The 12,803-nt window shown below is 34.7% G+C and carries 13 protein-coding genes; 7 read left to right on the forward strand and 6 right to left on the reverse strand.

Annotated features, from left to right (window positions below; translation table 11 throughout):
* Positions 1 to 12 precede the first annotated feature (12 nt).
* Positions 13 to 1,503 (forward strand): ArnT family glycosyltransferase, encoded by a 1,491-nt coding sequence (locus BMY56_RS05525; RefSeq protein WP_091621002.1) that lies wholly within the window; start codon positions 13 to 15, stop codon positions 1,501 to 1,503.
* On the opposite strand, the gene bioD is transcribed toward BMY56_RS05525, so the two are convergent.
* Genes bioD through BMY56_RS05540 form a run of 3 tightly spaced genes read right to left on the reverse strand, consistent with a single transcriptional unit; the run spans position 1,489 to position 3,662 of the window.
* Positions 1,489 to 2,106 (reverse strand): dethiobiotin synthase, encoded by a 618-nt coding sequence (bioD, locus tag BMY56_RS05530; RefSeq protein ID WP_091621004.1) that lies wholly within the window; start codon positions 2,104 to 2,106, stop codon positions 1,489 to 1,491. The genes BMY56_RS05525 and bioD overlap by 15 nt on opposite strands.
* Before the next feature lie 7 nt (positions 2,107 to 2,113).
* Entirely contained in the window at positions 2,114 to 2,497 is a 384-nt protein-coding gene (locus BMY56_RS05535; protein WP_091621007.1) for a putative signal transducing protein, read from the reverse strand.
* A gap of 7 nt (positions 2,498 to 2,504) precedes the next feature.
* Positions 2,505 to 3,662, reverse strand: coding sequence for an aminotransferase class I/II-fold pyridoxal phosphate-dependent enzyme (locus BMY56_RS05540; protein ID WP_091621010.1), 1,158 nt, complete (start codon positions 3,660 to 3,662; stop codon positions 2,505 to 2,507).
* A 305-nt stretch (positions 3,663 to 3,967) separates the two neighbouring features.
* On the opposite strand from BMY56_RS05540, the gene BMY56_RS05545 reads away from it, so the two are divergent.
* From BMY56_RS05545 to BMY56_RS05570, 6 genes are all read left to right on the forward strand, one after another.
* On the forward strand, positions 3,968 to 5,446 hold the full coding sequence (locus BMY56_RS05545; RefSeq protein ID WP_091621013.1) for a PAS domain S-box protein: 1,479 nt from the start codon (positions 3,968 to 3,970) through the stop codon (positions 5,444 to 5,446).
* The gene (locus tag BMY56_RS05550; protein WP_091621016.1) at positions 5,443 to 5,841 is read left to right on the forward strand and encodes a response regulator; all 399 of its coding nucleotides are present in this window, start codon (positions 5,443 to 5,445) and stop codon (positions 5,839 to 5,841) included. Before BMY56_RS05545 ends, BMY56_RS05550 begins: the two co-directional genes overlap by 4 nt.
* A gap of 92 nt (positions 5,842 to 5,933) precedes the next feature.
* On the forward strand, positions 5,934 to 7,730 hold the full coding sequence (locus BMY56_RS05555) for a M61 family metallopeptidase (RefSeq protein WP_091621019.1): 1,797 nt from the start codon (positions 5,934 to 5,936) through the stop codon (positions 7,728 to 7,730).
* Entirely contained in the window at positions 7,731 to 8,264 is a 534-nt protein-coding gene (locus BMY56_RS05560; RefSeq protein ID WP_091621022.1) for a GNAT family N-acetyltransferase, read from the forward strand.
* A gap of 80 nt (positions 8,265 to 8,344) precedes the next feature.
* Positions 8,345 to 8,869, forward strand: a complete 525-nt coding sequence (locus BMY56_RS05565) for a DUF2975 domain-containing protein (protein ID WP_091621024.1) — start codon at positions 8,345 to 8,347, stop codon at positions 8,867 to 8,869.
* A 2-nt stretch (positions 8,870 to 8,871) separates the two neighbouring features.
* Complete coding sequence (locus tag BMY56_RS05570; RefSeq protein WP_091621027.1) at positions 8,872 to 9,078, forward strand: helix-turn-helix domain-containing protein; 207 nt, start codon at positions 8,872 to 8,874, stop codon at positions 9,076 to 9,078.
* Between the two features lie 50 nt (positions 9,079 to 9,128).
* Here BMY56_RS05570 and BMY56_RS05575 read toward each other — a convergent pair whose 3' ends face one another.
* The 3 genes from BMY56_RS05575 to BMY56_RS05585 all read right to left on the reverse strand — a co-directional run bounded on the left by BMY56_RS05575 (position 9,129) and on the right by BMY56_RS05585 (position 12,790).
* Positions 9,129 to 9,407 (reverse strand): F0F1 ATP synthase subunit delta/epsilon, encoded by a 279-nt coding sequence (locus BMY56_RS05575; RefSeq protein ID WP_091621029.1) that lies wholly within the window; start codon positions 9,405 to 9,407, stop codon positions 9,129 to 9,131.
* 72 nt (positions 9,408 to 9,479) lie between these two features.
* Entirely contained in the window at positions 9,480 to 10,988 is a 1,509-nt protein-coding gene (gene atpD / locus BMY56_RS05580) for a F0F1 ATP synthase subunit beta (protein ID WP_091621032.1), read from the reverse strand.
* 167 nt (positions 10,989 to 11,155) lie between these two features.
* Complete coding sequence (locus BMY56_RS05585) at positions 11,156 to 12,790, reverse strand: SGNH/GDSL hydrolase family protein (RefSeq protein ID WP_091621841.1); 1,635 nt, start codon at positions 12,788 to 12,790, stop codon at positions 11,156 to 11,158.
* Positions 12,791 to 12,803 lie beyond the last annotated feature (13 nt).

Below are 12,803 nucleotides of genomic sequence, written 5' to 3' on the forward strand. Positions count from 1 at the left end.
CGCAACAAAGAGATGCCCTCAAAAAGAAACAAAAAAGCATTTTTAAATTTTTCCGAGATAAAGAGTAGCTTGGTATTCCTCATCTTTTTCCTTATTACCTTTTTAATTCGTTTTCCCTTTTTCTTTCGAGATTATATTGACCGAGATGAAAGTACTTTTATTCTTCTAGGCCAATCGTGGGCAGATGGCTTTCTACCCTACACCCAATTATGGGATTTAAAACCACCCTTAACTTTTGCCTTTTTTGCCGCGATTATATCTGTTTTTGGCAAAAGCTTTATTGCCATACGATTGGCAGGCGTTTTTTTAGTGGTCATTACTGCTTACTTCACGTATAAAATTGCATTAACAGTGCTGTCTAAAAAAGCATCTATTATAGTGGGCTTGCTTTGCATTTTTCTATTAAGTCTTTTCGGCAGCCTGCAAGGGGTAATGTCAGAACATATTTGTATCGCATTTTTCGTCCCTGCAATCTACCTTTTACAAAGTAAAAAGACTATTCGTTATACTTTTCTAGCAGGATTGTTAATGGGAGTTACCGTTATGGTGAAATTGAATATGGCTTTTCCTATATTCTTTATCGGCCTCTATCTTATCTACGAATCATTTTTCTCGAAAAAGTATATCAATGTACTTCATGTACTATTATTCGGAGTGGGTGTTTTAGTCATTATTTTTGCTACAATACTACCCTACTATCTTTCTGACCAAACCTTTGTTTGGTGGGAATCTGTGGTTTTAGCTCCTTTAGAATACACTGAAGCTAGAAGGTATTCTATTTTTAAACTAGCCCCAATATTTGTCGTTACAGGTCTTTTTCTTTTTTACGCTTATAAAAGCCGTAATCTTAATTTTAGAAATAGGACAGTACAAATAGTATTGGTTGCTATTGCCGGTGTATTGGTGTCTTTTGTAAAAGGTGGAAGAATAAACGGGCATTACCTAATACAATTACACCCCATGCTATTGATTTTGGTTGCAATAGTAGTTCAGAAACTAACCATAGACTACAAATCTAAGGTCCCAAAATATGTACTATTTCTGATTTTATTAATACCTGCGGAAAGTTATTTAGAATATGTCAATATTCTTAAAAATAAATATGAACGCAATACCTTTTTTAATGGGGAGGGATTTTCTGTGCCTACTTTTATAAAAAACAATAACCTTGAGACTAAAAACATTTTGTTTTTTGAATATCATATTGGTTATTGGAATTTAGATACCCTACCTCCAACGATTGCCTCAACCCACCCTAGTAACATTTGTAGAGATGAACTTTTTATTTTCTTTGAGAACCCAAGGAAAAACTCTTTAGATGAACTGAAATTTATTATGGAAGAATTACAACCAAAAACTGTGGTGATTCGAAAAGGCCGCCGAATTTTGGACAAAAAAGAAATAGAGGAAAATGAATATATTGACGCGTATTTAGCCAAACACTATACCAATTTCGCTACCATTGAAAATGCAGAAATTCTACAACGTTTAGAGCGACCTTAATGCGCCTGCAAACTTATCGGCATATTTTTTAATGACTTCTTTATCAAATTTTTCCTCTTCATCAATTCTACCCAAAAGAGTTACTCCGGTTTTTTGTAGAATAATATTTTCTGATTGTGGATTAGATTCTCCACTAAACAAAACAGAAACATCATACCCTTTGTGTTGCAACCAATATATCGTCAATAAAGAATGATTTATACTGCCTAAATAATTTCTTGACACCACAACAACTTTATAATCTGGCATTATTATATCGAACAAGGTGTCTTCCTCATTTAAGGGTACCAAAATTCCACCAGAACCTTCAATAATTAAATTGTTTTCTGTTTCAGGTTCATTGATATGAAATCTATCAATTCGAATACCATCGATTTCAGCAGCAGCATGCGGACTCATAGGAGATGTCAACTCATAACTGCATGGGTGAAATTTAGTTTTATCATTCGAGATCAAACTTTTAACCCTGTCTGTATCTGAATTATCTAAATCTCCTGCTTGTACAGGTTTCCAATAATCTGCCTGTAAGGCTTCAGTAAAAATGGCCGAAGCAATAGTTTTTCCTACTCCTGTTGAAATTCCGGTTACAAAAATCTTCTGCATTCTGTTCTTACTTTGCGTTAGTGATCATGCCACAATTTAGGCACTTATATTTTCTTTTTTCAAAAAATGGGAAAAGTTTATAAAAAACTCCTTTCCTGTTATAATACGCTTCTGATTTTTGAGCTTTACAATTTGGGCAAACAATAGGTTCACCATCATTATCAATAGCATAGGCCCTAATTTCATTATAAATAGCTACTGCCCTCTCTTTATCTTTAGAGTACACCTGTAATTTAACCCCACCAATAGCATTACTGATTATAGGGTCTGAATTCAATGTATTTTCATCTCTAAGAAATACCGGTATCCCTTCAGACTCAAGTTTTCCTTTCACTATCTGTACATCGGCAACATATTCAAAAGTGGCGAGTTGATAAAATTTATCTTCCATGTATTTTTTAAATAAAGCTAGATAACAATTTTATTAAAAGCCCTATTTCTTCTTTTGAATTAAAGCTGTGCAAACAAATTCTGAGTCTTTCTTGCCCTTCTGGCACTGTTGGTGCAAGAATCGCTTTTACATTAAAGCCTTTGTCAATGAGTTTTTTAGAAACTAGTTTTACTTTTTTTGAACCAGGAATTATACAGCCTTGTATAGCAGTATTACTAGGTATAAAAAGTTGATTTATCTTTTGAGAACTAATTTGCTTTTTGAAAAACTCAATGTTCTCTTTTAATTTGAGTTTTGGCTCCTCACCTAATTCTTTAAAAAATGTATGCGATGTAATTATGGTTGCTAGCGTATGTGGTGTTAATGCTGTAGTATAAATAAAAGGTTTAGCGAAATTCACCAAATAATCTTTCAAATCTTCAGAACCCAATATTGCTGCACCGTGACAACCAAATCCTTTGCCAAAAGTAACCGTTCTGGCAAATACATCATTTTCAAGGCCTAGCGCTGGTATCAGACCTTCCCCGTTCTTCCCTAATACCCCAACTGCATGAGCCTCATCTACTATTAAATTATAACCATTCGCTTTGGTGTACTCTGAAAATGCTTTTAAATCGGGTGTGTCTCCATCCATAGAAAAAACACTTTCTGTAACTACATAAATTACTAGTTCATCATTCTCATTTCTAGCAGAATTTAAATCTACTTTTTCCTTTAAACTATGTAGATCATTATGTGAAAAGCTATAGGACTTCGCATTGCTCATGCGTATACCTTCTCGAATACTGGCATGTACGAACTCATCATAAAAAATTAAATCGCCACGTTGTGGTAAAGCGCTAAACAACCCCATATTAGCATCATAACCAGAGTTAAAGACAAGTGCAGAATTTACTTTATAAAATGTAGCCAATAATGGTTCTAGAATAGTGTATAATTTATGATTACCTGACAATAACCTTGATCCACCTGATCCGTTTGAAGCAACACTTTCGTTTAATAATAACTGAAACGTTTTTGAAAACAAGGTTTCATTTGTTGCAAAACCTAAATAGTCATTTGATAAAAAATCTATTAAACCATTTATAGAGTTTAATTGCCGAAAAGTCTCTTCCTTTTTACGGTTTGCTAAATTATTAAGCAATTTTAGGGGTAGTTGGTTCATTTAACAAAAATAGCTTTTCTATGAAATCAAAGCTTCACAAAACATGAAAAAGGCTTTTAATACTAAAAATTTGAAGGGCTATATCTTAAAGTCTGCTAACAATAAGGCACAATATAGTCGCTGATCATAAATAATTGATTATTAATTATTTAAAAACTTGTTGAATTCATAAATGTAAATTAAAGTATTCTTAATTGAGCTGATTTAAAAAAGATAAATTCTAATTTTGTCGCCTTTTTTAAAGTGTTTTCCTACCGAATGTCGGTTAGTGACTACAATAATTTAGAATAGTTATCCCAAATTTTATGGCAAATTCTAGAATTGACAATAACAGAAGAATAAGGACCTTGGAATCTTATGAACTTATGGACACTTTACCCGAAAGTGTTTATGACGAGATAACCAAATTAGCTGCAGCTATATGCAACACACCTATAGGTTTAATAACTTTAATCGACAACAAACGTCAGTATTTTAAGTCGTTTCATGGTATAGACTTGAATGAAATTCCATTGGAACATTCGTTCTGCCAATACATTATAAAAGATGATGTAGATGTATTGATTGTAGAGGATGCGAAAAAGGATGCTCGGTTTGCAGATAACCCTATGGTTCAAAACGCCCCCAACGTTTCTTTTTACGCCGGTGTTTCCTTAACAACACCTCTTGGTTTTAGACTTGGTGCTCTATGTGTTATTGATGATCGACCAAAAAAGCTTAGTGAAATTCAAATTAACGGTTTACAAACCCTTGCTAAACAAGTCGTGCAATTGTTTGAATTCAGAAAAACCAAAAAAGAAATTGAAAAGAAAAACCTGGCATTAGAGAAAATTTTTGATACTTCCCTGGACATTATTTGTACACTGGATGAAGATGGTATTTTTAGGACAGTAAGTAAGGCAAGCGAAAAAATATGGGGATATTCTCCGGATGAATTGATTGGCAAGAATTATATTGATTTTGTTTATCATGAGGATCGGTTTGCCACCTTAAAATCTGAGAAATTAGTAATTTCCGGAGAACAAGAAACCAATTTTGAGAATAAGTATGTTCATAAAAATGGTAGTTTAATACCAATGTTATGGTCCTCAAAGAGTAGTACGGGAGATGGAATCGTTTATTGTGTGGCGAAGGATATTACCGAAAAGAAAAAGGCCCAACATTATTTAGAACAAAGTGAACGTCGTTTTAAAACTTTAGTACAGGAAGGAAGTGATCTTATTGGTATTTTAGATTTAGAAGCTAATTACAATTATGTAAGTCCCACTTCTTTAAAAGTGCTACAAATTGCTCCAGAGGAGTTTATTGGCACCAATGCTTTTGATTATATCCATCCAGAAGACCAAGAATCGGTTTTTAAGCAGTTTAAGGATGCTATAGAAAAGTCGCAGGTCATTATAGAACCCTTCAGGTTTAAAAATAAGGAAGGTAATTGGAGATGGATAGAAACAATTGCCACCAATCAAATAAAAGAACCTTCCATTAACGGTATTGTTACCAATTCAAGAGATGTAACAGATCGTGTATTATACCTTAAAGCAATAAAGAAACAGAATTCAAAACTTAAAGAAATTGCTTGGACCCAATCGCACATTGTTAGAGCACCTGTAGCGCGACTTATGGGGTTAATTGATTTAATAAGGAATGAAAAGAATATATTGGATTCTGAAGAAAAAGAACAAGTATTGAATTTTATATTTCAGTCGGCAGACGAAATAGACACAGTCATAAAACAAACGGTTCAGAAAACCGCAAATGCTATAGATCCAAAAGAAATTAAATGAATTACCAACTACTATTAATTGAAGACGATCCTATATTCACTTTTTTATTAGAAAAAGGAATTGAGGCCACAGCATTAGAAGGTGATATATGTAATTTTCTAAATGGCCTAACCGCTATCGAATATCTAAAGAGAGAATATTCAAAGGAAACCAATTATATTATTTTTCTAGATTTAAATATGCCTGTAATGGATGGTTGGCAGTTTATGGAGCAATTTGAAAAATTTGCCGCCCCAGATAATTGTATGATTTTTGTTTTAACATCTTCTGCCTATCAACAAGATATAGATAAATTATTGGAAAATCCTTTGGTAGAGGACGTTGTAACCAAACCTATTACAGACTATATTTTAAAAGAAATCAAAAAAACTGTTGTAGCAAAGTTTGAAAATTAATACGCTACCGAACTCACATACTTAGTATTTTACAACAAAAAAAAGTTTAAAATACATGAATTAGCTTCATTATCTTAGCCAAAAATCATTGTATGCGATTCTTACTCCTAATTCTTCTATTTTGTTTTCAGTCAATTCAACTATCTGCACAGACCAACAATTATTCTATTTCTTTTGATAATGCAGTTCATCATGAGGCAGTAATTTCTGCCACTTTTAAGGATATATCTACTGACACCTTAACGTTAAGAATGAGCAGAACTTCACCTGGTCGTTATGCATTGCATGAGTTTGCTAAAAATGTTTATAATTTTACTGCGTTCGACAGTAAAGGAAATTCTTTGAAAATAACAAGAGAGAATCCATATGAATGGAAGGTTTCAGGTCATGATGGACAGGTAAATATAAAGTACACTTTATTTGCAAATAGAGGTGATGGCACCTATTCGCAGATTGATGAAACCCATGCTCATTTAAATATACCGGCAACCTTTATGTATGCTCCCACTTTAAATGAACGACCAATCGATGTCAATTTTTCAATAAGAGAAGATTTAGGATGGAAAGTTGCTACACAACTACCTCATGTAAAAGGTAACACGTACAGTGCACCAAATCTTTATTATTTTATGGATAGCCCAACAGAATTGAGTAATCATAAAGTAAGAGAAATCAATATCGATGGACAAACGGTAAAGTTTGCACTACACGACCCAGGAACCGAAGATGAGGCAGACACCTATTTTGAAAAAGTTAAAAAAGTAGTAATCGCTGAAAAGGAAGTTTTCGGAGCACTTCCTAAATTTGATTATGGCTTATATACTTTTTTAGCTTGCTACATACCAAATGCCTCTGGTGATGGTATGGAGCATAGAAATTCTACTATATTAACTAGTACCAGAACCTTGGCAAACGGCGGTATGGAAGGAAATATTGGAACGGTCTCTCATGAATTTTTTCATAGTTGGAATGTTGAACGTATCCGCCCAAAGACATTAGAACCTTTTAATTTTGAAGAAGCCAATATGAGCGGTGAACTCTGGTTCGCCGAAGGTTTCACTAGCTACTATACTAATCTAATACTCTGCAGGGTAGGACTAATTTCACCTGAAAAATATGTTGAAGGATTAACAGGCACTTTTAATTATGTTTGGAATTCCCCAGCAAGACAGTTTTTCAATCCTATAGAAATGAGTTATCAAGCTCCGTTTGTAGATGCAGCAACTTCAGTAGACCCTGTAAATAGGGAGAATACCTTTATCTCTTATTATTCCTACGGTAGTGTATTGGGGTTGGCCCTTGACCTTTCTTTAAGGGAGAAAGGATTGAATTTAGATGACTATATGAAACATGTGTGGAAAACGTACGGGAAAACTGAAAAGCCCTATACCATAGAAAATTTGAACCAATCTTTAAATCAATATGCTGGTGAGGAATTCGGACATAATTTCTTCAATAACTATATTCATAAAAGTGATATGCCTAAGTATAACGAACTATTTAGCTCTGTTGGTATTGTTTTGTCTCAAGATGACAATGCTGCTTATTTTGGCGCCGCAGTATCCATAACGGATGATTTAAATGGTAAGATTCAAAGTAACACCAAAATTGGGAGTCCTGCATACAAAGCAGGCTTAGATAAAGATGATGTAATCACCTCTATTAACGGTAAACCATTTCCAAATGGAATTCAATTTGAAGCGTTCGTTAAAAAGTTTAAACCAAATGATATGCTTTCGGTTACATATTTAAGCGATGGTCAAGAAAAAAATACAGAAGTGATTCTTGAGTCAGACCCAAGCTATGCCATTAGTTTACAAGAGAAAAATGGCGATAAGCTTTCGAAAAAGGTTTTAAAGGAACGCAAAGATTGGTTAAAAATTGAATAAATGAATATCCAATACACTACAGCTAAAACAATAGATGAGATGTTGCAAATTCTATCCTTACAGGAAATGAATTTAAAATCCACGGTAACCGCTATAGAAATAGCACAAGAAGGTTTCGTTACCGTTCATCATAATCTAGATATACTTACCAGAATGAACAATGCTTGCCCACACATTATAGCTAAAGATAATGACCTAGTAGTTGGCTACGCACTTTCCATGACCGAAGATTTTAAAGATGAAATCTCAGTTTTGAGACCAATGTTTACAGAACTTGAAGGTAATAACATTAATAACTATATAACCATGGGGCAAATTTGCGTGGCAAAAACCCATAGAAAACAAGGAATATTCAGAGGTCTATATGAAGCAATGAAGAAAGCTTCTTACCCTACTTATGATGCTATTATTACTGAGGTCGATGCTACGAATATCCGCTCATTAGGGGCTCATTATTCCGTTGGATTTGAAAAAATATGTACCTACCATTCTTTGGGGCAAGACTGGGAGTTAATCTCTTTAAAGACTTCCTAATTCATATATTTTTTAAAAATATTATTGTTTTTCGATAATTTTTATATATTTGTTATCGTTAAACGATAATTTATTAAATTATGATAAATAAGTTCCCATTTTCAATCTTAATAAATTTTTTATATATCCTAGTGCTCCTTTCTATATTCAGTTTAGTAATATCGATAATAGATAAAACATATACATTAGGCACAAATCTCTTATATTTAGAGAATTCACTGGGTACTTTAAATAATAATGATAATAATATTTTCTATAGATTATTTCCATTAACTGAAATTCTTTTAAAAGTATATATGCTTTGTATACTATTTAATGTAAACAAAATAAAATGTGGAACTAAATCAAATCTTTTCTTTACAAAAAAAAATGGTAAAATTTTTGAATTACTTGGAAGTGGCCTCATCTACTACTCTATCGGTTTTATTTTAATAAATATTATTAGCAGTGGTTTGGTTAAGTTTGGTATATTTGAGGAAGTTAACCTAAATGTTAACTTAAGTGAGTTAATTTATTTGATTGTGATTGCCATTTTCATGCTAATTATTTCAAAAATCTTAAAAAATGGATATGAGTTGAAAAAAGAAAACGATCTAACCATTTAAGCATGAGCATTGTCGTAAACTTAGATATTGTTTTAGCGGAACATAATATGAAGAGCAAGGAGCTGGCGGAACTCATAGGTATTACCGAGGCGAATCTATCTATACTTAAATCAGGAAAAGCTAAAGCTATACGCTTCTCTACACTAGAAGCAATTTGTAAAGTACTAGAATGTCAACCAGCTGATATTTTAGAATATAGAGCAGAATAAATAAAGGCCATACTTTACAGTATGGCCTTTAAAATTATTAAAATTGTGCACTAATCTGCTAGTACAATAACTTTATTGTTCTTCAATTCAATTGTACCGCTAGAAATCGGTAATACCGTATTTCCATTAGCATCTTTACTGAACTTTGAGGCATAGTCCTTATCCAAAATAACACTCCCTTCAAACTTTACCTTACCTTCTTGCAATAAGGAAACAATTGGTGCGTGATCTTTCAACATTTGAAACTCTCCATTAATACCTGGTACGGTTACTGAAGTAACTTCCCCTGCAAATAATGTAGCTTCTGGTGATACAATTTCTAAATACATAATTTTTCAGTATTCAGTATTCAGTATTCAGTACTCAGTAGTAAAACTAGCACCGCAAACCGTTTACTAGTTTTAAGCTTCAGACAACATTTTTTCACCTGCTTCAATAGCCTCTTCAATTGTACCTTTAAGGTTAAAAGCAGATTCTGGTAAGTGATCTAATTCACCATCCATAATCATATTAAAGCCTTTTATTGTTTCTTTAATATCTACTAAAACTCCTTTAAGACCAGTAAACTGTTCTGCTACGTGGAAAGGTTGAGATAAGAAACGTTGTACACGTCTAGCTCTACCCACAGCTGATTTATCTTCTTCAGATAATTCTTCCATACCTAATATGGCAATAATATCTTGAAGCTCCTTATATCGCTGTAAAAGCTCCTTTACTCTTTGCGCACATGCATAATGATCTTTTCCTAAAATTTCAGCAGTCAAAATTCTTGAAGTAGAATCTAATGGATCTACAGCAGGATAAATACCTAGCTCTGCAATTTTACGAGACAATACAGTTGTTGCATCTAAGTGAGCAAAGGTTGTTGCTGGTGCTGGATCCGTTAAATCATCTGCAGGTACGTAAACCGCCTGTACAGAAGTAATAGAACCTCTCTTTGTTGATGTAATACGTTCTTGCATAGCACCCATCTCTGTTGCCAAAGTTGGTTGGTATCCTACTGCAGAAGGCATACGACCTAATAACGCCGAAACCTCAGAACCTGCTTGTGTAAAACGGAAAATATTATCTACGAAGAAAAGTACATCTTTTCCTTGACCTTCACCTGCACCATCGCGAAAATACTCCGCTATTGTCAAACCTGAAAGAGCAACTCTTGCACGTGCTCCCGGTGGTTCGTTCATTTGTCCAAAAACGAAAGTCGCTTTTGATTCCTTCATCACCTTTTTATCTACTTTGGATAAATCCCAACCGCCTTCTTCCATAGAATGCATGAAATCATCACCATACTTTATAATACCTGATTCTAACATCTCACGAAGTAAATCATTTCCTTCACGAGTTCTTTCACCCACTCCTGCAAAAACAGAAAGACCACCGTGCCCTTTGGCAATATTGTTAATCAATTCTTGAATCAATACCGTTTTACCTACACCAGCACCACCAAACAGACCAATTTTACCACCTTTTGCATAAGGTTCAATTAAATCGATAACCTTAATACCAGTGAATAAAACCTCTGTAGTAGTAGTAAGATCTTCAAATTTTGGAGCTTCTCTATGAATAGGAAGACCATCTTTTCCTGATTTAGGTAAATTACCCAAACCATCAATAGCATCACCGATTACATTGAACAAACGACCATATACATCATCGCCAATAGGCATTTGAATCGCGCTTCCTGTAGCAACCACATCAACACCTCTACTTAGACCATCGGTAGAATCCATAGAGATAGTTCTTACCGTATTTTCGCCTACATGAGATTGTACTTCCAATACCAATATAGACTTATCCTTGTTAATTATCTCCAAGGAATCATAGATTCTAGGTAGAACATCACCTGATTGAAATTCTACATCAACCACGGGTCCAATGATTTGCGAAACTTTACCTGTAACTTTTGACATTACTTTTATGTTTATGTATTACGTTTAATATAACCTTAAAAATGCTCTCATTTTCAGGCTGCAAAGATATAGTATTCAGTTTTAAACAAAAACTGTTTTTTGCCTTTTTTACAAAAGTTAAAAGGTGCCTATTAGGCACCTTTTAAATATTACTATTCTATATTTTTCTATTGAAGCATAGGAGAGAAGTTGGTAGGATAATCCCCAACGTTTAATAGATTACCTGATGCTTCAAAATTTGAGCCATAAGTTACATCAATAGCTTTCATAAATTCATTTGCAATTAAGGCATAACCCCTAGCGGTAGGATGTATCCCATCTAAAGAAAAAGCACTACCGGTAACTAAACTGGAAGTAAGTGTAAACTGCCCACTAGTAATTCCTCCATTCGCTAATTGATTCAATAGTGAGTATGTATCAACAAAAGCAAGGCCAGCTTGACTAGCCGTGGCTGCAATTATTTGATTAAATGCTTCGGTCGCAACCGCTATTTCCTCTTGTTCACTTGGCAATAGCACCCACTTATCAGCGAGCGGAAGTGATATTCCCTCAACAGAAAACTGGCCTGCTAATGCTGGCGGTAAGCCTGCCAAAACTAATGCTGCCGCAGATTCTGTATTAACCGTTCCTATGACTGAAGCACTTGGCAATACAAATAAATCTTCTGCAGTTGCTTCTCTTGTTTGACCATAGGTGGACCCCAACAAACCTGCAACAAGAGGGGCCGCCTGGGCTGGTAGACCAAAAGATTCTACAAATACAGGAAAGGTTGGGCTTTGTAAAAGCACACCCGCTATTTGAGTAGATAAATCTGGTAATGTTTCGTCTCTTATAACCACTTCACTTGCAGCCGTTGAAGAAAAAACAATGGAACGTTCTGGAACACCTAAAAAAGCATACACCTGATTTAATTGTCCAAAAATTCCATTTAAAACAGGAATTTGAGGGCCAAAATCTGGATTTGTAGGGTCTAAAGGGTTATGAGGTACCGTCGTAAAATGGGGGATATTAAGAACATTAGGAATGTTGGCAACCACTCCTTGGGCTCCTCCCGCAGTCAAAGTTGCAATCAATGCTCCATAACTACCATCAAAACCGACACCAGGGACTCCTGAAACCGGGGTAATAGGATTCGAGCCATCTCCACCGGTGGTGGCATAACCAAGAACATCATTTTCACCGCCCCAAAGGGAGAAAAAACTAGGTGACTGCGCTACTGCCAACTCCAAAACACTTGCATTTGGAGTAGCACCGGTCATTCTAACGAAATATGGATTTGCAAGACCCGCTTCTAAATTGGCCAAATTACCATATCCTGGCGCTAAAAGGTGAAAACTTTTTGCCCCGGGCACACCCAAATTATTAAAGGGCCCTGTTGGAGTGTTCAATACAACATCCGTTGTAACCGTTACGGGACCAATTAAAGTTTCTAAACCTACTGGACCAGCGCCACCAAAAACCAATCTTGGATTTTGTATTCTAGCACCACCAGCTGCAAGTCCTCCTAGATTATCATTTGTAAGCGGTTGAACAAAACTACCACCACCTACTAAACTAAATTTTTGTGATAACAAATTAGGCAAAGACAAAGTCTGACTTGCTTGAAATAAGGCACCATCGGTAAAACCAGCCGTTAACGAATTACCTAATGCAACATAATTTGAAAAATCAGCGGAACCAGCAGTTAATGTAGCGCTCACCTCAACCATATCCTCCGGGGTGATGTCTACGTCTTCTGGGTCATTACAAGCCGTAAAAGCTAAAATCCCAACAGTTATATATATAAATTTTAATTTTTTCATTTCAACTTTCATT

The organism is Maribacter orientalis, from assembly GCF_900109345.1.
Lineage (GTDB): Bacteria > Bacteroidota > Bacteroidia > Flavobacteriales > Flavobacteriaceae > Maribacter > Maribacter orientalis.